The organism is Chamaesiphon sp. OTE_75_metabat_556, assembly GCF_031378165.1.
In the GTDB taxonomy this organism is placed as follows: domain Bacteria; phylum Cyanobacteriota; class Cyanobacteriia; order Cyanobacteriales; family Chamaesiphonaceae; genus Chamaesiphon.
Map to the genome: position 1 here is coordinate 1 of NZ_JANNDR010000592.1, position 20819 is coordinate 20819.

Below are 20819 nucleotides of genomic sequence, written 5' to 3' on the forward strand. Positions count from 1 at the left end.
GCACTGCCCACCATCTACGTTTCAGGCTTTTCTAATATTATAAATATTTGCGCCGACTTACTTGAGTGCGAATATTTATCAGAAAGAAATTAGCTGAAACCTGTGTGGTGGGCACTGCCCACCCTACTAGCTTCTCCCAGAAGTCGGGGATACAATATGTCCTAAACGGTTGCACTTAATGAGTGAGACTCGATCGAGGTCAAAAAATTTCGTAGTAACTGTTTACCATAACTAGTTAAAATACTTTCGGGATGAAACTGCACCCCTTCAATGTGGGGATAATCTCGATGGCGCACGCCCATGATGGTGCCATCCTCTACCCAGGCATTGATTTGTAAGCAATCGGGACAGGTGGCTCGATCGATAACCAGACTATGATAGCGAGTAGCAGTAAAGGGATTGGCCAAACCTGCAAATACACCTGTGCCATCGTGGTAAATTTCCGAAGTTTTACCGTGCATTAGGATCGGTGCGGCAATGACATCGCCACCAAAAACTTGACCGATACTTTGATGTCCCAGGCACACACCTAAGATCGGGTACTTGGCACCCAATGCCCTAATAATCTCTAAGGTAATCCCCGCCGCTTCGGGACGCCCTGGCCCGGGCGAGATCAAGATCCCATCGGGATCGAGATTTACAATCTCAGCGAGCGTAATTCGATCGTTGCGATCGACCCGAATCTCTTTGGCAACAGGTAATTCCTGTCCTAATTCACCCAAATATTGAACGAGATTATAAGTGAAGCTGTCGTAATTGTCAATAACTAAAATCATGCATTACACTACTATCCCAATCTTACTCAGTGTAAAACAGATCGTCGCTATTCTCGCAGACAACGGTCGCGATCGATTTAAAATTCAACACATTCAGCCGCGCACAAATCGAATCTCGATCGGTGGTGGTGCTGGACATGCAAGCTGGTGCTGGAGATCGAACCACTAACTGATTTCCACCCTAATGAGCGAACAGTACCAGTACTTTGGGGACGACCAGGCACAGGCCGACTAAAACAGAAGCAAAAGCCGAAATTAGCACCGCACCAGCAGCACAATCTTTGGCAATTTTGGCCAGTTCGTGATAGGTTTGGCCGACGGTCAGATCGACAACCGATTCGATCGCGGTATTTAATAGTTCTAAGGTCAACACTAGACCGCTGACGATACAAATTACCGCCATCTCGACACCAGTCAGATGTAGCAGCGCACCGATAGTAATGGCCAGCGTACCCATCACACAGTGAATCCGAAAATTGCGTTGCGTATTAAAGGCATAGGTTACGCCAGCCGCAGCATATTTAAAACTCACCCCGATACTAGTTGCTACTCGCCAAGCCTTCGTCCGTTGCTGTGAACTTCGGTCTAATGGTTGGGCAATAGACATTTTAGTAGCCATATCTGATTTGACATTTGTAGTATTGACTGTCTCGTTTAGTTTAATCTGCATAGACTGGTGGTTCCCACGGATAAAATAATGATTTATTAAATAGATCTTTCACACTTATGGCTGAGATTTGATGGTTTTAGGCATCTACGAGATCTCTAAAACCACTAGATCTGAGCAAACTTGATTGCCGATCCAACATTAACAGCAAACTTGCCTCGTCGGGGTGATCCCAACCCAGCAGGTGTAGTAGTCCATGACTAGCAAGCCAAGCCAATTCCTTTCTTAAAGAATACCCATGTTCGGGGGCTTGTCTCACAGCCGTATCGACCGAAATAATAATGTCACCAAGGTAGATGGCTGAATCGCTGGAATTGTCTGCGCCTTGGGGAAAATCGACTTCCAAGGCCGCAAAAGATAAGACGTCAGTTGGTCGATCTTGCTGGCGAAATTGAGCGTTTAACGCTTGGATTTCGCCATCGCTGGTAAGTCGCAGACTCAGTTCGTAAGCATCACCTGGCGGTAGACCGAGTGCTGGCGTCTGTAACCAGTTTTCAAACCAATTGACCCAAGTATGTTCGTCAACGACACTCGGCTGATAGAGATCTTGGACGATTAATTCTAGATGCATCTAGCTAAATAGCGATTGGTAGCTGGATCGAGAAATTAGGTAGCGCGATCGAGCGGACCACATCCCCAATCTCTCCTTTATTTAGTTAGATAGGCTAAGCCGACAAAAAGTGCCAGCAATCCGATCGCACTGAGGGCAAAATGCTGGAGTGACTTGCCACCTTTTTTGACCATGTTCCGCATGGCATATTTGACATACTTTTCTTTGAGTTCTGCTGGGGTCGGTGGAGTTTCCATCACATCAGCAGGTTCGACAGGTTCGATCGTCGTGTCATCTATGGATGTATCACTCATGATGGCGATTGCCACAAAAATTTAATTTAAGATATGGTTATCTTAACCCATCACTTAGTTACTTTCTGTAACAAATTTACAAAAAATTCTGTGGATCGACATCGATCGTCATCTTGACTAGATTGGAACATCTCGTTCTGAGCACCTCCCAATCCGGTAGCGTCGCCGTCCCATTGGGTAGATATTTGAGCATGATTTGCCAGCGGTAGCGATTGCTCACTCGCATCACTGTGGCGGGTGCGGGGCCTAAGACTTCGTAGCAGCCAGCAATTGCCGCCGCTGCGAGCATCTCGCCAATGTCTGTGACGGTTTGTTCGACCGCGATCGGATCGAGACTGCTAAACCTCAGTAAAATCAGTTTGCCTGTGGGTGGATAATCTAATACTTGCCGTTCGGGCAACTCTGCCGCAATAAACGCCGCGTAATCGTGTTTTGTCACCGCTGCGAGGACGGGATGCTCGGGATTGTAGGTTTGAATAATTACTTTCCCCGCTTCCTCACCCCGCCCGCAGCGTCCCGCCACCTGGGTCAGGGTTTGGAATGTCCGTTCGGCAGCCCGATAATCCGATAGATGCAATAAGCCATCAGCCGCTACCACTCCCACGAGAACAACCTGGGGCAAATCTAGCCCTTTGGTGAGCATCTGGGTGCCCACCAACAAATCGGCCTCTCCCTGGACGAATGCGGTCAAAATCCGGCGATGCGCGCCTTTGGTACTGGTGGTATCGCTATCAAAGCGCAGACAGCGCAGTTGGGGAAACTCCCGCTGGAGTTCTTCGACAATTTTTTGGGTACCACTCCCAAAAAACTTGAAATAGGGCGAATCGCACTCTGGACATTTGCGCGGCTGGGGTTGGCAATGGTTACAGTAGTGGCAGCGTAATTGCGCCTGTTCGGCTGTCCCTGGTTGATGGTAAGCCAGCGACACATCGCAGTTAGGACACTCACACACATAACCGCAACTCCGACAGGAAACAAAGGTGCTATGTCCCCGCCGATGGATGAATAAAATCCCCTGTTGCTGTTGGGCTTGCATCTGGCACAAGGCTTGGGCGAGGGGACGACTGAAGATGCTGCGATTGCCCTGGTGTAACTCCTGGCGCATATCGACGATCTCGACGGGCGGTAAGGGGCGGGAGTAGACGCGGGTAGGGAGGGGGAGGTAGTAGGAGGAGTGGGGAGTGGGGTGTTGGGTGTTGGGTGTTGGGTGTTGGGTGTTGGGTGTTAGATGGATGTTGACCCAGGTTTCGAGGGAGGGGGTGGCGGAGCCGAGGATCAGGGGACACAGTTCTAGTTCGGCGCGCCATTTGGCGATGTCTCGTGTTTGATAGGTGGGGGCGGGTTGATCTTGTTTGAAACTGGAGTCGTGCTCTTCGTCGAGGATGATCAGGCCGAGATTGGGGACGGGGGCGAAAATAGCCGATCGCGTGCCGATGATAATTTGACTGGTATTATTGAACATCTGCCGCCAAGTATCGTAGCGTTCGCCATCGCTGAGGGCACTGTGATAGACGCAGACTTGATCGCCAAATCGCGATCGAAATCGATCGGTCAGTTGGGGTGTCAAGCCAATTTCGGGGACTAAGACCAATACCGATTGGGATTTTGCTAAGATTTGCGCGATCGCTTGGAGATATACTTCGGTTTTGCCCGAACCCGTGACGCCATGTAGCAGGACTTGGGCAAATCCAGACAGGCTATTAATTACCGTCAGTGCCGCCGCTTGATCGGGAGTGAGCAGCTTGGCTGGTTCTTGTTGAAAGATGCCCAGTTCGCGCTCGGAGCGCAGTTTTTCTTTATTGACGATCGCGATATATCCTTTCTCAGCAATCTTGGCTAAAGTTGAAGCTGTCGTGTTGCTGAGGTTTACTAATTCAGACTGCCATAATTCACCATCGTGCTGTTTGAGAATACCCACAATCTCACGTTGTCGATCGGTCAGATCGCTACCAACTACATCGGCGGTCAAAATCACCGCCTTTTGCAATTTTGGTTGTTGAGTTTTGCCAGACTCTAAATAAGATGTAACCACTTGTCGATCGAGTAGTTCTCGCAAACCTTTTCTGGCTTGAGGAATCTGCTTTTGAATATGCTGCCAACTGTAATTTCTGGCTGGTGTGGAGTTCAGTAATTTGAGGATTTGCTTGGCGATATCGCTCAAAAAAACATCCGGGGTTTCATCAATTGCCATCGCTCTAATCCGCCGATGCGATCGGGTCAACAGTCCGGGTGGCAACGCAACTTTAATAACTTGAATTAATGGTGTATAGTAATATTGGGCAATTTGCGATAACCACTGCCAATAATTAGGTTTAAATAAGCCAGATGCAACCACATCATCGATATCTTTGATCTGGGAAATTGCTAATGAATCTGGCAAGCGATCGACAAATCTAATCGCAATCCCACCGACTATTTGCCCGCCCAAGGGTACGCTTAAAATATCACCAACCTGCACGCTCAAGCGATCGGGTACATTGTATGTATATAGAGACTGAGTCCCTGGACAATCGACCAATACCTCTACCAATCCGGCTGCTTTCGTACCGACAGTATATCCAGTTATCGGTGTAGAGACAGTAGCTCGATCGAGATTTGGCATGAAGTCAGGTGATAAGCTGTCAAACATTTAAATTACATACTAGATTTATTGAAAGCGGGGATCTGGGAGCGGGGAGGAGGTATCTAAATTAAATGAGTAGCAGCTTAGCGGAAAATGTGCGGATCTTATTTTAAAGATCGGATTGATTTTTAGAATTCTAACAAGTTTAACGCGTGATAAATTGCAGATGAAACACTTATTATCAACGAGATTTCAAGGTGCATTGATTAGTGGCAATCTAATTTATCTTAATCCCTATCAGATCGCGCCCAATCGATTGATGCAGGATGTAGAATTGGCGTTGACAAATGGCCTTAATAGTTTGATTAAGCATGGTAAATTTGTCGAGCAAGATTGGGATCAAAATATCTTTGTCGATCAACCCACTGCCGAGCGGGCGATCATCGCCATGCTGCCACTAATGTTATTTTTTCATGACGATCGCGTCAAGCTGCGCGAGCTATTAATTAATGTCAGTCATCTCTGGGAACTGGATTGGGAAACTTGCTCTAGTGCAGTGGCGATCGGCTACATTATATCGCGATCGCTGACCGAATCTTTCGATGCTGGCACGATCGTCGCCCAACTCCTAGACGAAGCCATCAATCTCCATCCCCTGCTATTTCAATCACTCACGGCGATCGATCTCCAATTAAACCAGCCAGATAGTCTCCATCAGATCGCTCACAGATCGACCCCGATTTCGCACCCGATTGTCAGGGCGACAGTGCTGGCGATTTATTGTTTACTCTGTGCCCCTGAAGACTTGTGTTTAGCCCTGCGATTAGCCGATCGGATCGACGATCGCTCCCAACTCATCTGTGCGTTGACGGGCATCCTTGCTGGCGCACAAAATAGCATCGCGGGCATTCCCCTCAATGGCTATCTCGCGACGCAGGATCGAGAGCAGTGGCTGTTCGCCGCCGATAGGTTACTGGCAACTTGGGCGGGAGCGGGAATCGATCGCTTATCATCTAGTCACGCGCCATTGGCAGTAGCAGCACCACAAGTCATCCAACCCCGCAGTTAAAAGTTACTGGATTGAAGTATGGAGAGCTAGATGAGAAAGCGGGGAGCGGGGAGAAACAGGATGCTTGCGTCCACTATCCACTATCCACTATCCACTATCCACTAGGAAGGATTCCGTGCTTGCCAAAACTGTTCGGCAAAAGCAACAGTCGGGTGCATCGGTGCTTTGGGCTTGGTTTTAAGCACCATGGCCGTTTCATTGAGGTATTTATCCCCTTTCTTGTGGTTGCAAGTTTCACAAGCGATCGTCACATTATCCCAGGTGTGGGTACCGCCTTTGGAGCGAGGAATGACGTGATCGATCGTCAGTTGTTTGGCACTCCCACAGTACTGACAGCGATGCCCGTCTCGCCTAAGCAGCTCGCGCCGACTGACACTCGGCAGTTTCCACAACCGTTCGGCGGTAGTAGTTTTGAGGCGAATGTGGTGAGGCACTTCGATCGCGACAGAGGGCGAATGGAGTACCCAGACTAGTTTGCTATCGTGCAAATCGAGCGGTTCAGCTCTCCCACTGATCAGTAGTCCGATCGCACGGCGGATATTGATCCGCGCCATGGGTAAATAGTTAGTCGAAAATACGACTACAGAATTATTTAATACAGACGGAATTTTGGATCGGAGATCGGCTGGCTTGCCGTCGGAGATCCCCATTGTGGCAGGTTTGATCATTTTGAGCCTCCTAACGAACAACCCCCGTTGTCTGTGGCAGACAAGCGGGGGTTACAAGAAGATGTAGATTGGTTTCTTGTGATTTTTACAACTGGCTAACATCCCGAAGTGATGCTACGACAGTTGGTTTCCCGCAATGCTTGAGTGGTAATAGATGCAGAGATCTTTTTCTAGCTGCAATATTCATGTTACTTATCTGCGTATAATTGCCGCGATCGGCAAACTCTAGCTGCCACAAATTACGCTCGCCAAGCTGTTGAGCGATAAAATTATTTGGGCGGAGGGAGTTATCGGCGAGATTAGACACGAACATTAACAAGGCTAAAGGTAGTGATATCGATCTGGACTGCTGGGTGATGCCGTCAGCGGCCACTCAGCCCACGAGTCACGAAGTTGGTAGTTTACTTAATTAGCACAAAAAGGTAATTATCTTTCAATAATACAATAAATTTTGGTGAGATGTCTAGTCGCTAATGCTCTCAATTTGGCGATCGAGTCATGTTGCTGCGCGTGTAAAGATGGTTACGTCCACAGGTGAAATAGCGATGAGATAATGCTTGGGCTAAGATCGAAATAACTTAGCTCCTCACTCGACAGGGATAGAACATCGTGGATCGAAATTTGACATTACAGTCGCCAGAGTGCTCCACTCTGCCAGCGACACTGGCTGACTATATCTATCCAGCCATCCAAAAACAATACATCACCATCCTGACTCTAGAAGCCGACTTGTTAGCGGATAACGATCGAGAGGCGGTACATCAGATGCGCGTGAGTCTGCGCCGCTTGCGATCGCAGATCCAAGCCTTTGGATCGAGCCTGGAGATCCCCAAAGTCATGGGGGATAAACAAATCGGTCACATTGCCAGAGGATTGGGCAAGGTTCGTGACTTGGATGTCTTGCAAGATACTTTTACAAATTATCGCATTAGCTTGCCAGAATCCGAGCAAGCATATTTGGAAAAAGTAGCGGCGATGCTCATCAAACGCCGTCGCAAGGAAATTTTAAAAGTTAACTTAATGCTCAACGAGCGAGATTACCAGTACTTTAAATTAGGGCTAAATAATTGGCTCAATTGCCCTCAATATACTCCGATCGCTAATGTGGAAATCGCATCGATCTTACCCGCATTACTAACAAATGTTACTAGCAAACTCTTCATCCATTCTGGTTGGTGGATCGAGTTGGATGCCTTTACCGCAGTCAGTCCAGAGTCCGCAGTCTCGCAGCTACTCACGATCCACGGCGACACCATGCACAGTCTGCGCAAACAAGTCAAAGCTACTCGCTATTTACTGGAACTATTTCCCGATCGATATCCAGTCCAGTATCGAGATTATCTCAAAGATTTCAAACAAATTCATCAAATCTTTGGGAATATTCAGGACAATCTGGTTTTGGATAAGTTCGTGCGGAAAGTTTTGGGTAAGCGATCGCCCACAAAGTTACCCACATTCTCCGAACGAATCGCCCGTAGTAATTATCTCAATTGGCAAAATTGGCAACCCATTCAGCAGCGATATCAACAACTCCAAGTCAAGCAGGATCTGCAATTATTGTTGTTAGGAGTTGGGAGTTAGGAGTTGCGGCTCGCGCCCGCCTTTGTTTCCCGACGGTTTAGCGAGACAAGACAGGGAGTTGGGAGTTGGGAGTTGGGAGCGGGGGAGCGGAAATTGACAAAGCATGGAAATTTAAGTAGGGTTGGGTTTTGGCGATTTGTATGGATAATGGCGATGTGGCGATCGATTACGCAAGCTTGGACTGGCTAGAATTACCACCGCTGGATACCGAGACAATCTGGGCAATCCTGAACGAATCGATCTCGGATTTGCAGGTCAATCAGATCTTATGGCACTACTTGGGCTATCGATATCAACCGACGGAGAATGCTTGGGATTTGAGTCAAGTAGCTCCAGACTGGCGAGAAAGTTACCCCACACCACCAGATTTTATCGCCAGTCGTCCGGCTACTGTCAAACTGACTCGATCGATTCAGCCAGAACACAAACAGCTACTCAAAGAACAACTTGGCTTCAAGGGTTATAAAATTGGTGAATTTGGCCCCCGCCAAACTCGGCGGGCGACAGCAGTAAGTTGGTTGTTAGCCTATTTAGCTGACAGGGTATAGTAATTGAGGTTGTCTGGGCAGTGGAGAATGAAACCGGACGCGTGATGCAGATTTAGATGCCATTCACTCTCTACTATCCACAGCAGTAACATCGATCAAAATACACTTTACATCAGGAAGGATAGTATGGCACGGGTAATGATAGTAGGTGCAGGTGGTGTCGGCAATGTCGTCGCACATAAATGTGCCGCACGCGCCGAATTCACAGATATTTTATTAGCAAGTCGCAGCGTCGATAAATGCGAACGGATTGCTGCTAGCATTGGTTCTCCAAAAGTCACCACTGCTGCGCTAGATGCTGATACTGTTGCGAATACAGTCAAACTAATTAAAGAATTTAAGCCCGATCTCCTGATTAATGTCGCGCTCCCTTATCAAGATTTGGTATTGATGGATGCTTGTCTGGAGACGGGAGTTCACTATCTTGATACTGCCAACTATGAGCCGATCGATGTCGCTAAATTTGAGTATAGTTGGCAGTGGGCATATCAAGATCGGTTTAAACAAGCTGGACTCACCGCCATCCTCGGTTGTGGTTTCGATCCTGGGGTAACGGGAGTATTTAGTGCTTATGCCCTCAAACATTATTTCGATGAAATCCACTATCTAGATATCATCGATTGCAATGACGGCAATCATGGCAAGTCATTTGCCACCAATTTCAATCCTGAAATTAACATTCGCGAAATCACGCAGCCAGGACGATATTTTGAGGATGGTAAGTGGGTGGAAATTCCGGCTTTATCGATGCATCGCCCGATTCCCTATCCGGAAATTGGCGATCGCGAGTCGTATTTGCTCTATCATGAAGAACTCGAATCTCTCGTCAAAAATATCCCCACTCTCAAACGCGCGCGGTTTTGGATGACGTTTTCGGAGAACTATATTACTCATCTGAAAGTACTCGAAAATATCGGGATGACGCGGATCGATCCGATCGATTATCAAGGTCAAAAAATCGTCCCACTGCAATTCCTCAAAGCCCTCCTCCCCGAACCTGCTTCGCTAGCCACAAATTACACCGGACAAACCTCGATCGGTTGTCATATCACTGGCATCAAAGATGGCGTAGCAAAGCAATATTATGTCTACAATAACTGTCAACATGCTGCCGCATATGCAGAAGTCGGATCGCAAGGGATTTCCTATACAACTGGCGTTCCGGCGGTAGTTGGCGCGTTGATGATTGTCAATGGCCAGTGGAAACACCCTGGTGTCTTTAATGTCGAAGAATGCGATCCAGATCCATTCATGGAACTTTTAGGCTCGATGGGATTGCCTTGGCACGAAGTGATGGATGGTGTCTCACCATTTGCCAACTAGTCGAGCTTGAAAAATGGGTAGAGCCAAGAAATTGACTCTACCCTGATGTTTGCAACAGATCGATCGTCGGATCAACTTTCGATCTTACTTACCAGAAGCCACCCCGTTTACCATTAGGGAAAACGGTCATAAAATTGGTTTTAGCTTGGTTCAATTGATCTTCAGTCACCTTCACACCCTTCAAATTTGCCCCACAGAGGTTGGCACCGTGCAAGTTAGCATAATTGAGATAGGCTTCGCTCAAATCGGCTCCCCGCAGATCGGCATTTTGGAGATTGGCATAGCTAAAGTAGCCCTTGCTCAGGACAGTATCCTTCAAAACTGCACCACTCAAATCGGCTTTATCAAACTTGCCAGCGGCTAAATTTGCGCCTTGGAGATTGATATAAGCGCAATTGGCACTACTCAGGGTAATCCCTGGCAGATGGGCTTTGGAGAGATCGAGACTGCTAATGTCCATCTCGCTAAACGTCCGTTGGCCGCGCCTAAAGGCTGCCAAGACGCCCTGTGCATCTAGCTTTAATTGCTCTCGCGGTAGCTGAATTGCGGGAATGCCACCCAGTCCGGTCCGAATGTCCGCACCAAATTGACTGCGATCGCCCGCATTCTTGATATTCGTCGGATCGCCATCTAATCGGCGGCGTTTAATGGCCTCGGCCATCCGTTGGGATGCCGATGAAGCTGGTTGGGCGATCGGCTGTGGGGGGGGATTTTGATGGGGATTGACTGGCAATCCTGGCGGCGAAGCTTGGGCGAAGGGAATCGGCTGATTGGGGCTGCCGACTGGCCGTGCTGGCACGCCAGCAGGACGGGTATCGACGACTGATGTGTTTGCGAGGGCGCGTTGTACTTCTTCTACCGACTGATAGCGGTAGCGGACGGATACCTCTAGCATTTTGCCCAAGACTTGAGTCATGTGCTTGCCCAACTGGACGTGTTTTTGCCACATCATTTCTCCCGTCGAGGGATTGTACTCGATATCTTTGGGCGATTTGCCGGTCATCAGATAGATACAAGTGACCCCCAGCGCATAAAGATCGCTGGCGAAGATCGGCCGCATCGCCAATTGTTCTGGCGGTGCATAGCCAGAGGTACCGACCGCAAATTGGGTATTCGAGCCTTGTTCGACACCTTCTTGCGGTTCTAGCTGGGCGACGTAGTTTTTGACAGCACCAAAGTCAATCAGGACTAATTTGCCATCTTGGTCGCGCCGCAAAATGTTGGCTGGCTTGATGTCGCGGTGAATGACCTGTTGGGAATGAATATAAGTAATTACCGGCAAAATCTCGATCAGGAAGTCGCGAATTTTTTCTTCCTTAAACAGACCCATCTGTTTGACTTCTTGATGGATGGTATGGCCGCTGACATATTCTTGGACGAGATAAAAGTTGCGCCGCTCTTCAAAAAAGTCTAGCAGGCGGGGAATTTGGGGATGGTTGCCGATTTTGCCTAAAGTTCTAGCTTCGCGCTCGAATAGTTCTCTGGCCATCCGCAGGAACTTTTCATGGTTATTGCTCGGTCTAAGTTGTTTGATGACGCAAATCGGTTCGCCAGGAAGTGATACGTCGATCGCTACAAAGGTCGCACCAAAGCCCCCTTGGCCTAGTGACTTGGTGACTCGATAGCGATTGCGTACGAGTAGCCGCGCACCACAGGCTTGGCACAGAAAAGCATCGATCGGATTTTTCGGTTGGGGACAGTCAGGGTTTACGCAGTAGCTCATTGAGCCTCACCAGTGGAACATTTCTCTTGACATACTCTTTGTTTCGTGGTTCTAGTCTCCCCGGCTGGGATGGCGACTCCATCATCTTGGAGTCCGGACTAGCTCGGACTTAAATTTAGGAACAATAACTAGCCGATCGCTTGAGTTGCAGGGCAAGTAAAGGATTTAGCTATTTGCTTCTAATTCTACCGCTTTTGTTCGCGCGATGCGATCTTACTTCATGGTTGGGGTGGTGCGACTTGCGACTTCCAAGTTGAGGGTACGAGTGACGATCGATCGGCACCTCCGGTAAAAATTACCCGAAGGCGATCGATCTCGTTATTTTTAAAGTACCCACAACAGGGGATCGATCGCTCGTTTCGACAGAATATTTAGCTCCAGTGCCTGTCAGTCTTGTGCAGCAAGTGTCTAGCTCGATCGCATCGTTGGTTAAGCTTCGATCGTCACTCGCAGATTACCACGTTTTTTGAGCACGCGACAGGACGTCGTCGCGCGCAAGCCTTCACCCTCGGCATCGCGTTGGGTAAACTCCAGATCGATGAGCGTCGCACCCACGCGCAGGTTTTTGAAGGAAATTTGATGGATGTTACTAGCTAAAGCTGGATCGAGAATCCGCAGACAGTTGCTCGGTGCATCGGGCACCAAATTCACCATCATTTGCATGAGCTGAAAAATTGTCCCAGTTGCCCAAGCCTGCGGCGAACAAGCGACGGGATATTGAATCGGGCTGTTAGCGTCCGTCCGTTCGTAGCCACAAAACAGTTCGGGTGGTCGATCGTAAGGTTGATGGCCGGTCATGTCCAAAATACCTTGGGCGACTTCTAAGGCTTGTTCGACTGCACCGACAGACCGTAAACCCATGGTAATCAGACTATTGTCATGGGGCCAGACCGATCCGGTATGATAGCCGATCGGGTTGTAGGCTGGGGACTGACTGCTCAGTGTCCGAATCCCCCAGCCACTAAACATGTCCGGCGCGCGCAAGCGTTCGGCGACGCTTTTGGCTTTTTCGGGATAGAGCAAGCCTTGCTGCAAGCACTGGCCGGGATTGGAACCGATCCCATCGACCTGTTTGCCCGCGCCATCAAGTGCCATCGCCAGAAAATCGAGATCGGGAATCCAGAAATCGCGATCGAAACGGTGTTTGAGCTGTTGCGCTTCCTGTTGCCAGCGGGTGGCCAGTTCGTTTGCTTGTTTTAGTTTGGCTAGTTCGACCATCCGAATTTTGGCCGCATAGACATAAGCTTGGACTTCACACAGGGTAATCGAGCCAGTCGCTATTTTGCCTTGCCGATCGACAATACAATCATTGGAGTCTTTCCAGCCCTGATTGGCCAACCCCCGTGCGGAGGTGCGGAAGTAGCTCAAATAACCAGTTTCCGCACACATCCGATCGATCCAAGCCATGGCCGCCACTGCGTTGTCCCACAATCGATCGAGAGTCGCCGTGTCATTCGTCCAAGCATAGTATTCGGCGTACAGCATCAACCACAAGGGGGTGGCATCGACAGTCCCATAGTAGGGCGTGTGGGGAATTTCTTGACAGCGAGCCATCTCGCCCATCCGGAGTTCGTGCAGGATTTTGCCCGGTTGCTCTTCGCGCCACTCATCATCGACTTTGCCTTGGTACTGAGCTAGTACCATCAGTGTCTCGCGGGCGATCGTCGGATCTAAAATCAACACCTGACTGGCAGCAATAATTGCATCGCGGCCAAATAGAGTACAAAACCACGGGACGCCCGCCGATAGCACCGTCCCTGTGGAGCTGGCTCGATCGGGTGTGGTGTTGGCCAGATCGAAACTTTGCCGCAATAAATAGACATCTTGTTCGGCACGTTCGATCGCTTGATTGAGCTTGGGATTGTCCGTCCGAATTTGGGTAATCTGCGATCTCCAAGTATCTTCCTCTAGCATTTCGGCTGCTTTCGCCTGAATCAGTGCCATCGGACTATTGACTCGCGACACGGGGCGGTTATCCATCAGCATTTCCAGGCGATAGCCGATCTGATAACTAGCATGGGATTCTAGCTCGATCTGCCAGATCGCGGTATATCCCTTGAGATAGTCGGGGCGGCGATGGGAAAATTGAATGTGCGACTCTAGAATCGCACCATCTAGACCCTGATAAGCCAGGGTCAGTTCTTTGACAGGTGATGTTACCGGTAAGGGGCGATCGGTTTGGACGCGCCGCAGTAATTCACCGCGCTGTTTTCGATTGAAGCCGCGAATTTCAAATAAGTCCGCAAAATCGGCATCAAAGCTCAGGCTCACTTCAAAACTAACCGCTGTCGTGTTGTAGTTATGAATGGTCAGTTCTTCAAATAAACCGCCATTGAGGACGATTTCGCGTTGAATACTAATCGTTTCGGCGTTGACATTGGGAATAGTGGGATTCGTACACAGGGCGGAGAGTGCGAACCCTTTATCGGCGTTGCAGGTGAGTAAAATGGGCGAACTCCCAGCAATTTGCAACTCCAAGCGACTCAGAAAGCGGGTATCCCGACAAAATAATCCTAGGCTCGCGATCGTCTCATCGCGCGAACATCCAGAAATATTGCCGATCGTATCAGTAATCAAAAATAGATCGTCATCTTTGAGCGTGAGCGTGGTCTGGTTCCGGTCGCTCACCACACAGCCCCACTCAGGAATATCTAACTCACTAGCCGGAACAAAGATTCTTCCTTCAAGTTCGATCTGATTAGACATAACAGTACCTCTCTAGATGGAGTAGATGACATCAGGAATTTTTAGTGTCTAAGTTATGATACTCGATTCGACAAAGCTGGGGGACATAACGTTAGTGGATCGATCTCGCTCACAAAATTTGCTACTGCGCGATCAAGTAGGGTGACCGGAAACGGGAGTTTGTTTGGCGATGCTGATTTGCGGTAAATTGTGGAGCACCGCCTATTTTTACTTGCATCGATCGGTTATTTGTGATATATTGGCCATCTGTGACACATTTACACAGCCTACTTCTAACTCAAGTAGCAACACCTGGGGGTGTGGTGGAATGGTAGACGCGACAGACTTAAAATCTGTTATCCGTAACGGATGTGCGAGTTCAAGTCTCGCCACCCCCATCTTCAAGGCAGTGGCAACATCGTCTTTGCACGTTGGTAATAACTCAAAAAAGAGGGGACTCGATCGAGTCCCCTCTTTGTTGAGATCGGCAATGGCGATCTTTCTGATCAGATATTTATTGTCTCGCCCAGGAGGTGCCAGCCCAAATTTTAATGAATAATACACCAGTGACCATTGCACCTAGTGCCCATTTGATGGCATTTTTGATTAAAGCCATCCGTTGACCGCTGTTAGTTAGAGCCATTCGCTCTTTCAAGTTTTTCTCAGTTAGAGCCGCATTCTGCACCATTTTTGACTTAAATGCTGGCGCATCCATGCCAGTGACGCGATTATTTTTCATAAACGCTTCGATTTGGGCGGGTTGGGCTTTCTCAAATTGCGCTTGGATCTGCTGTTGCTTGGTAATTTCTGGCTCGATTTGAGCTTTGACTTGAGCTTCGGCGCGCTCGTTGAGACCTTGGGGCGTGAGAAAGAACACCACCACCAATGCTAAATAAAATATCCCAGTCAGTAAGGAGAGCCAAGATAATAATCTCAGTAGTAACAGCTCTCTCTTTTTGCGAGCATCGCGATCGTCATAAAACACCAGAATAAAGCCGATCAACGGTACGGCCGAACGTTCGACAAACCCGCCAGCAGTCTGAAACTGCCAGCCTGGATTGCTAAACTGGGGGGGGACGATCGCGCTGATTACATCAAATAGAGTTAATAATAACAGTCCATAACCAACAGCGCGAAATAGATATAATACTGGAGTCATTGGAAAAATAGCACCTTTAATTTAATTTAATTGAATCGAAGCAAGTTGAGTTGGGAAGATGTTTATGCTGCGGGAAAATGCATCTGCCACCACCGAATCCAATTTACGCCTGTTGTCTCCAATGTTTTCATCGTAGCATCAGGTGCGCTGGGGTCGATCGGGGTCGAGAGCAGTGTCCACAGACAGCGGCTATCTCTAAATGTCTGTTTGCCCATTAACCACGGTAAAAACCGCTGCAACGGGATACCACTAGTTAACGGGTTAGGATTACTATTAGCATGAAACTGATCCCCAGTCACAGTGGTGATGCCTTGGGGATTGATACAAGTACCGAAATAAGCGGTTTGGCGATCGACAAATAAGCTATAAAAACCCAATCCTGGTTTTTCTTTCATCGTCGCCGGCTTCAACGCCGCAACAGGAATTTTGGTGAAAACTGGTAATAACGCATCCATGGTGGGTCGATTGGCTACACCATCGGTAATGTACCGGATCTCGATGTCGATCGCTGCGGACTTGTTGTCAGCAGTTGGCGAAGTTGTGACTGGATATCGATACGATCGACCAGTAGCGACCATGCCATTCTCAAAAGTATGAGCGGCTAGTGGTTTACTCGCTAACATTTGGGTATCTGCCAATGGCACCTGTGGTGGGAAATCAAAGGTCGCAGGTGCCTGCAAACTTGACTTGGTAGAACTATTGAAAATGTTATGACCCAGTACGCCGATGGCTGCGCCACAGAGTAAGCATAGTAACGATTGACGCGCAAAATTAGCAACAGAAATCATGGTTTATGGCTCCTCCTAGACGGGAGCTTCGGGCGTAAAGATCTGAATCAGTAACCATACGAGTGATACCAGCAGCAATGTGCCGATGACCGAAAAGACCAGCGAACCCGAACCATCATGCCAATAATTAAAAGCAGCCATCTGTTTTTGGGCGACGAGAATAGCCATCAGGGACACCCGTAGGGCATTGACGATAAAACCGATCGCGACCGCAGCGACTGGTAAAATTGCCTTTTGGTACCATTTCCACTGCAACGGCAACAGCATCAAAAATAGCACTGACATACCTAGTAGTTGCGTCATTGCCACGACCCCAGAGCAACCACTGTAAACCTGGACGCTACCACCTGGTAATTCCAAAAAGATCCCCTTCCGGACGATCGGTAAGCCAGAAAACCACAGCATGGAACTCGCAAATTGTGCGGTCATCGGCGCGGGATCGGTCAGCTTTGCTAGCAAAACTTCGGGAATACCTGCAAAAAATAGTAAGAGGATTTCACGCCAATATACCTTCAAGCCTTGAAAACCAGCGGCAATCAGTGCGAGGGCGATACTAGCGATGAATGGGTAGACAATTAGGAAAGATTCCTCACAGTAGCCAGTACATTTGAGCAGCAGTAGCGATAATAAAGACGCGCCGAGTAAGCTGGCGATCGGGCCAGTATCGAACTTGAGTTTATCCTTGCGTTCCCAAATTAGATAGGCCGCAACCGCCCAAAATAGCATTGTCGTGATTTGCCGATCAGAATTCCCAGTTTTGAAGATCAGCGTCATTTGGATGGCGATGATCGCCACACCTAGTAATAATAGTAAAAAAGCTGGGGAAGTGGGGGAGATGCGTTTGAAAAAAGTTGGCTGGTTCATGCATTCTATGAATTGTGTCAATAGCCCACATCAACGATCCGATCGTGGGATGGGGCAATCTCTTGCCAATACATTAATAAATTAGTTTTGGCGTGACAAACTGCCAACTTTAGGATGGCATATTATGGTTCATTTACCTAAGATTGGCCTAAATAGATTCGCCGATGGTGAAGAGGGTGACGTCCGATCTCGGGCTAACGCGAGAGTGGCGATGTCGTTTGGACGCTCATGCCATTTTGGTCGTTACTGTGCAACCAAATCTGACAGGTAGTGGGAGTGTTTCCGGTGGTGGCAGTCGTCTGCATGGGACTGGGTGCGAGGGACAAATCACAGGTATAACGAGCGAGGGCGATCTTTTGGCTGTCGCAAATTTTGAGATTGTAGCCATAGCTCTGCGCGACGCGACCAAAGCGATCGATGGTGCGATAGCGATCGATATAGTCTAAGAGGTGCCAGGATTGCGTGCCCACTAATAGGTAAATCTGTTTCTGAGCGCGGTTGGCAATCCAGTTTGTGACCAATTTTTTGGAGGCGAATTGCTCGCTCGGCCACCACAGGCTCGGTAGAGTCATCCCTTGGGGTGAAGCTGTATCGGCGGTGACGATGTTGGGGTTAGGCCCAGGTTCGATGGATTTCAAAGCAGCCAGGTCGATCTCGCAAACCTCTGGTGTGGATGGGATGAGGCTCGATTGGGCGCGTACCGTACTGTTCAATCCGAGCGCGAGATAGAGCGAACTGCCAGCGACAGTGATCGCACCAACCTGACGCGGCAATCGATCGATGGCTACTCTCAAGCCGTTGATGAATTTTAGTTTCACAATCCTCAAATCTGGAAGTTGCATCATAGTCGATGATAAACATGTTCGAGTAAATCAAAAGCCACCCCGATCTCATCGGGGTGGCTTCTGACTTGGGAGTCCGGCGGAATAAACCCAGAGGGTTGAACGGACAAGACGAAAATTAATTCGGAAGCGATTCCTGAAATCGCGGAGAAGTAGCCGTCGGCTAAATTCTCACTGACACAACATTACCACGATTTCACAACCGAAATAACCGCATCCTAAATATCATTGCGCGCGAACACCTCAACCTGGCAGGATCGGAAATACCGAGGAAAATCGATTTGACACACAAACGGCAGCGGTAAAGCCGGATTGAGATCGATCGATTGATATTGGCGACAGGTCAATCGATAACTCTTAATCTGGATCAAACTACCGAATAGTTGAGCTGTACTAGAGGGGAGCGCATCTACCTGCGCGGTGAGATATCCACCCCATCGCCAGGTAGGTTCATCGGCGACTTTGATACCGACAATGATTTCGTGGTGGGCGCTGGTAAAAACGACCGGCGTAATTGTGCCGCTTGCACCCGCAACCAAGCTATTTCGATAGACTAAATTCCATTCCAGCGGATTGGAAATGTCGATACTCAAGCGACTAACTCCAACCGTTCGCGGCTGGCAGCCCCCACCACACCATCACCGGCCAATCCTTGGGCGATTTGCCATTGAGCAACCGCTGTGGCCGTACCGGCTCCAAAGATCCCATCGGCTTTGATACCCAACTTGAGTTGCAACTTACCCACATCCTGACCCCGTTGGATCGGATCGGTCAGTCGCAACACGCGGGGATAGGCCGCGTGTTGATAACCCTCAATTGGCGCGTTCCGCAGTGTCCATAAGGTACTTTCACCCATCGACCCATCGATCGATATGGTAAACCCATTGCGCGCGGCTAGTCGCTGGAAAGCCTCGATCGATAATGGGCGCAAGTCCCGACCTTTAAAGTCGTAATGCATCCGATCCCAATCGCCCAATTTGCGCCAGCCATGTACCGCTAGAAATGGTTGCCAGAAGTACGGATCTTCAATGTCGATCGCCAAAAATCCTTGGTGATTGCTTGCGCCAGGAGCGGCGGCGACAATACCACACCGTTTTTGATTGAGGTAAAGCAACGCCTGTTGTGGCAGCGTGCGATAGGCGGAATTGATCGTCATCGATTTACCCGCTGAAACGATCGCTTTTTGCAGAGCGGCAGCAGCAGCCGGAATCAAGTACGGATGCGCGGCATCATCAGCCAGAATCACCCCGTCGATGTTACTAATATCGACAAAGGCATCCGGCTCGATCGCCAACATTTCGGCAATCAATTGTTTATCCAATACCTTCAAGATATTGGTCGAACATTCATCACAATTACGCAATAACATCAATCAATCTCCAAATTGTTTAGGTTGAGTAGTTGGATACTGTCGATACTTGCTAGAATTATTATCTGTAGCAATATTCCGAGTTGGGAACGCCGTACAGAATAATTCCTTCGTCGCTGGATCAAGTATCTGAATCAAGCATGAAATCGAGGCAACAGCACAATAAAAGGAAAGCTTCCAACATATCTTTTTCACTGGTTTAATAATTAGGCTCGACAATCTGAAGTGTACCCACAGCAACAGCATCAAGTAATCCTTGTACCGCGCCTAGATAATGATCGGGCAAGGTATAGTTACCACCATTTGCCGGAATGGCGAAGGACGATGAATTATTTTTGATAGCGGGATTTTGGTTGTCGCCCAACCGAATCCAAATCGCTTTGTTAGTATTATTAACTAGCATTGTGCCGCCAGCTCGGCTGGTATTTGCCAACATAATTTCGCTACTGTTAATGCTAATCGCTTGGTCGCGAGCATTAACAGCAGCAATTGGTCTGCTCGTGCCCGACGGGTAAGAAATACTCAAGGTTTAATCTCCATAAAATTCATAAATTTTTGCGATTCGGCCATCATCCCCGCGCCAAAAACCATGGATTTCACCCGTAAAAAATAAGGGGATATCACAATTAGCGCGGGAAGGAACGACCAACCAATCGGCATCATCAGCGGGCAATTTAGAGCCAAACCAAATTAATAGATCGTACTTAGATTCGTTAACAATTAAGCCGCTTCTGCGTGCTGAATTTTTAGGCGATACGATCTTCTTTTGCAGATTACTATCGACAGTCCGAACATTGGTCTGGTTCGACTCGAAGAAACTACGCGCTAAAGAAATTGCCATCGGTATTAGGTTGAGTGCTTGCCGGTGTTTCGCCAGGTAGCTCGACACCGTTTTTGTACATTGCTTCTGTGCGAGTATCGAGCCAATTGTTAAAACTCAATTGGAGATCGTTTTTAATTGCTTGGGGCAAGTTTTTCGATCTAATACTGTCAACAACTTCCGATCGCAAATCGGAGATCGTAGTTAAGCCGGTAGCGTCGAGATAATATTTCATTAATTACGAACCTATTTGAATGTGTCGCGAGTAGCAGTTCGGACATCTTGGATGGTGCCGATCGTCTTTTCTTCGCCTTTGACCATGACTTTAAACGCCTTGCCGTTAAGAGTATTACCACTTAACAGGACAGCAGCTTTGTCCCGCCCACAGTAGATCGTGCTTGTCTTGCGGACTTTTTTGCCGTTAACTGTGTTTTCCAGTTCGCACACGAACCGCATGATTTTTTTCGACAGCGTTAACTGCTCGATCGTACATAACGGCTCGTCATTCTC

At 48.5% G+C, this 20819-nt stretch carries 24 protein-coding genes and 1 tRNA gene; 6 read left to right on the top strand and 19 right to left on the bottom strand.

The window, feature by feature from the left end; translation table 11 throughout:
* Nucleotides 1–161 precede the first annotated feature (161 nt).
* Nucleotides 162–776, bottom strand: coding sequence for an aminodeoxychorismate/anthranilate synthase component II (locus RMO27_RS23545; protein WP_309736984.1), 615 nt, complete (start codon nucleotides 774–776; stop codon nucleotides 162–164).
* Between RMO27_RS23545 and RMO27_RS23550 the strand changes: the two genes are divergently transcribed.
* The gene (locus RMO27_RS23550) at nucleotides 775–945 is read left to right on the top strand and encodes a hypothetical protein (RefSeq protein ID WP_309736986.1); all 171 of its coding nucleotides are present in this window, start codon (nucleotides 775–777) and stop codon (nucleotides 943–945) included. The two genes, RMO27_RS23545 and RMO27_RS23550, sit on opposite strands and share 2 nt — an antisense overlap.
* 12 nt (nucleotides 946–957) lie before the next feature.
* On the opposite strand, the gene RMO27_RS23555 is transcribed toward RMO27_RS23550, so the two are convergent.
* From RMO27_RS23555 to priA, 4 genes are all read right to left on the bottom strand, one after another.
* Entirely contained in the window at nucleotides 958–1395 is a 438-nt protein-coding gene (locus RMO27_RS23555; protein ID WP_309737017.1) for a diacylglycerol kinase family protein, read from the bottom strand.
* A 127-nt stretch (nucleotides 1396–1522) separates the two neighbouring features.
* Entirely contained in the window at nucleotides 1523–2014 is a 492-nt protein-coding gene (gene ybeY, locus RMO27_RS23560) for an rRNA maturation RNase YbeY (RefSeq protein WP_309736988.1), read from the bottom strand.
* 77 nt (nucleotides 2015–2091) lie between these two features.
* The gene (locus RMO27_RS23565) at nucleotides 2092–2307 is read right to left on the bottom strand and encodes a DUF3285 domain-containing protein (RefSeq protein WP_396133797.1); all 216 of its coding nucleotides are present in this window, start codon (nucleotides 2305–2307) and stop codon (nucleotides 2092–2094) included.
* A 76-nt stretch (nucleotides 2308–2383) separates the two neighbouring features.
* Entirely contained in the window at nucleotides 2384–4936 is a 2553-nt protein-coding gene (gene priA / locus RMO27_RS23570) for a primosomal protein N' (RefSeq protein ID WP_309736989.1), read from the bottom strand.
* Between the two features lie 160 nt (nucleotides 4937–5096).
* Between priA and RMO27_RS23575 the strand changes: the two genes are divergently transcribed.
* Nucleotides 5097–5939 (top strand): ADP-ribosylglycohydrolase family protein, encoded by an 843-nt coding sequence (locus RMO27_RS23575; RefSeq protein ID WP_309736991.1) that lies wholly within the window; start codon nucleotides 5097–5099, stop codon nucleotides 5937–5939.
* Nucleotides 5940–6040: 101 nt separating this feature from the next.
* Here RMO27_RS23575 and RMO27_RS23580 read toward each other — a convergent pair whose 3' ends face one another.
* Complete coding sequence (locus RMO27_RS23580; RefSeq protein ID WP_396133798.1) at nucleotides 6041–6589, bottom strand: HNH endonuclease; 549 nt, start codon at nucleotides 6587–6589, stop codon at nucleotides 6041–6043.
* 103 nt (nucleotides 6590–6692) lie between these two features.
* Nucleotides 6693–6920: a hypothetical protein gene (locus RMO27_RS23585; RefSeq protein WP_309736994.1), complete on the bottom strand. Its 228-nt coding sequence runs from the start codon at nucleotides 6918–6920 to the stop codon at nucleotides 6693–6695.
* 308 nt (nucleotides 6921–7228) lie between these two features.
* Here RMO27_RS23585 and RMO27_RS23590 point away from each other — a divergent pair, with 308 nt between their 5' ends.
* From RMO27_RS23590 to RMO27_RS23600, 3 genes are all read left to right on the top strand, one after another.
* Nucleotides 7229–8188 carry a CHAD domain-containing protein gene (locus RMO27_RS23590; protein WP_309736995.1) on the top strand — a complete coding sequence of 320 codons (960 nt, stop codon included), beginning with the start codon at nucleotides 7229–7231 and terminating at the stop codon, nucleotides 8186–8188.
* 140 nt (nucleotides 8189–8328) lie between these two features.
* The gene (locus RMO27_RS23595; RefSeq protein ID WP_309736996.1) at nucleotides 8329–8736 is read left to right on the top strand and encodes a DUF1823 family protein; all 408 of its coding nucleotides are present in this window, start codon (nucleotides 8329–8331) and stop codon (nucleotides 8734–8736) included.
* A 126-nt stretch (nucleotides 8737–8862) separates the two neighbouring features.
* Nucleotides 8863–10059, top strand: a complete 1197-nt coding sequence (locus RMO27_RS23600; RefSeq protein WP_309736998.1) for a saccharopine dehydrogenase family protein — start codon at nucleotides 8863–8865, stop codon at nucleotides 10057–10059.
* A gap of 88 nt (nucleotides 10060–10147) precedes the next feature.
* Here the strand turns inward: RMO27_RS23600 and RMO27_RS23605 are convergent, their stop codons facing one another.
* Entirely contained in the window at nucleotides 10148–11782 is a 1635-nt protein-coding gene (locus RMO27_RS23605) for a serine/threonine-protein kinase (protein WP_309736999.1), read from the bottom strand.
* Between the two features lie 429 nt (nucleotides 11783–12211).
* Nucleotides 12212–14488 (bottom strand): amylo-alpha-1,6-glucosidase, encoded by a 2277-nt coding sequence (locus RMO27_RS23610; protein ID WP_309737001.1) that lies wholly within the window; start codon nucleotides 14486–14488, stop codon nucleotides 12212–12214.
* A 293-nt stretch (nucleotides 14489–14781) separates the two neighbouring features.
* Between RMO27_RS23610 and RMO27_RS23615 the strand changes: the two genes are divergently transcribed.
* Nucleotides 14782–14865, top strand: a tRNA-Leu gene (locus tag RMO27_RS23615).
* A gap of 116 nt (nucleotides 14866–14981) precedes the next feature.
* On the opposite strand, the gene RMO27_RS23620 is transcribed toward RMO27_RS23615, so the two are convergent.
* The 10 genes from RMO27_RS23620 to RMO27_RS23665 all read right to left on the bottom strand — a co-directional run.
* Complete coding sequence (locus RMO27_RS23620) at nucleotides 14982–15626, bottom strand: HpsJ family protein (protein WP_309737003.1); 645 nt, start codon at nucleotides 15624–15626, stop codon at nucleotides 14982–14984.
* 62 nt (nucleotides 15627–15688) lie between these two features.
* Nucleotides 15689–16414, bottom strand: coding sequence for a cyanoexosortase A system-associated protein (locus RMO27_RS23625; RefSeq protein ID WP_309737005.1), 726 nt, complete (start codon nucleotides 16412–16414; stop codon nucleotides 15689–15691).
* A 15-nt stretch (nucleotides 16415–16429) separates the two neighbouring features.
* Nucleotides 16430–17278, bottom strand: coding sequence for a cyanoexosortase A (gene crtA / locus RMO27_RS23630; RefSeq protein WP_309737006.1), 849 nt, complete (start codon nucleotides 17276–17278; stop codon nucleotides 16430–16432).
* Between the two features lie 194 nt (nucleotides 17279–17472).
* On the bottom strand, nucleotides 17473–18123 hold the full coding sequence (locus RMO27_RS23635; RefSeq protein ID WP_309737007.1) for a hypothetical protein: 651 nt from the start codon (nucleotides 18121–18123) through the stop codon (nucleotides 17473–17475).
* A 215-nt stretch (nucleotides 18124–18338) separates the two neighbouring features.
* Nucleotides 18339–18713, bottom strand: coding sequence for a hypothetical protein (locus RMO27_RS23640; protein ID WP_309737008.1), 375 nt, complete (start codon nucleotides 18711–18713; stop codon nucleotides 18339–18341).
* Nucleotides 18710–19489, bottom strand: coding sequence for a peptidoglycan-binding protein (locus tag RMO27_RS23645; protein ID WP_309737009.1), 780 nt, complete (start codon nucleotides 19487–19489; stop codon nucleotides 18710–18712). The genes RMO27_RS23640 and RMO27_RS23645 overlap by 4 nt, the downstream gene beginning before the upstream one ends.
* A 199-nt stretch (nucleotides 19490–19688) precedes the next feature.
* The gene (locus tag RMO27_RS23650) at nucleotides 19689–20015 is read right to left on the bottom strand and encodes a hypothetical protein (protein WP_309737010.1); all 327 of its coding nucleotides are present in this window, start codon (nucleotides 20013–20015) and stop codon (nucleotides 19689–19691) included.
* A gap of 3 nt (nucleotides 20016–20018) precedes the next feature.
* Complete coding sequence (locus tag RMO27_RS23655; RefSeq protein ID WP_309737012.1) at nucleotides 20019–20330, bottom strand: hypothetical protein; 312 nt, start codon at nucleotides 20328–20330, stop codon at nucleotides 20019–20021.
* Nucleotides 20308–20544 carry a hypothetical protein gene (locus RMO27_RS23660; RefSeq protein WP_309737013.1) on the bottom strand — a complete coding sequence of 79 codons (237 nt, stop codon included), beginning with the start codon at nucleotides 20542–20544 and terminating at the stop codon, nucleotides 20308–20310. The genes RMO27_RS23655 and RMO27_RS23660 overlap by 23 nt, the downstream gene beginning before the upstream one ends.
* An 11-nt stretch (nucleotides 20545–20555) precedes the next feature.
* A partial coding sequence (locus RMO27_RS23665) for a hypothetical protein (RefSeq protein ID WP_309737015.1) occupies nucleotides 20556–20819 on the bottom strand: 264 nt, incomplete at its 5' end.